Annotated in this window: 2 protein-coding genes; both read right to left on the minus strand. The window is 57.6% G+C overall.

Annotation, left to right across the window (positions count from 1 at the left end):
* On the minus strand, positions 1–464 hold a 464-nt coding region (gene rpsG / locus NW858_RS10070; RefSeq protein WP_414520417.1), incomplete at its 3' end, for a 30S ribosomal protein S7.
* Positions 461–713, minus strand: a 253-nt coding sequence (gene rpsL, locus NW858_RS10075) for a 30S ribosomal protein S12 (RefSeq protein ID WP_414520418.1), incomplete at its 5' end; no start/stop codon positions are given. The genes rpsG and rpsL, both read right to left, overlap by 4 nt.

Raw genomic sequence — 713 nt, forward strand, 5'->3', positions numbered from 1 at the left:
AATCTAAAGTGGGCAAAGGCTTTGTTGGCTTCGGCCATGCGATGCGTCTCGTCGCGTTTTTTGATGGCAGCGCCCTCGTTTTTAGCGGCGGCGATGAGCTCGTTGGCGAGCCGTTCGGCCATGGTTTTTTCGGGACGCTTGCGTGACGCATCAATGATCCACCGCATAGAGAGGGAAAGCCGCCGATGCGGGGTAGGTTCTACCGGCACCTGGAGGGTAGCACCGCCTACCCGGCGGGGCCGCACCTCTAAAAGCGGCATAGCATTATTCACCGCGGCCTGAAAGACATCCAGGGGATTTTGCTGGGTCTTACGCGCAATGATGTCCAGAGCGGTGTAAAATATCTTATAAGCTCTGGTTTTTTTGCCATCCCGCATAATCTTATTGTCCAGGCGAGCGACGAGCTCACTACCAAACTTCGGGTCCGGCTGAATGGAGCGGGGCTCCGGCGTACTTCGTCTCATTTTTTACCTCCTTTTTGAGGGGTTTTGGAAGCGGTTTGGGCGGCGCCTTTCTTAGGCCGTTTGGCGCCGTAGAGGGAGCGACCCTGACGACGTTTGTCTACACCGGCACACTCCAGAGCGCCCCGCACAATGTGATAACGCACCCCCGGTAGGTCCTTCACCCGGCCACCCCGAACCAGCACGACCGAGTGCTCTTGGAGGTTGTGCCCCTCCCCTGGGATGTAGGCAATCACTTCGTACCCGCTGGTA

Source organism: Synechococcus sp. H55.10 (genome assembly GCF_047502715.1).
In the GTDB taxonomy this organism is placed as follows: Bacteria; Cyanobacteriota; Cyanobacteriia; order Thermostichales; family Thermostichaceae; genus Thermostichus.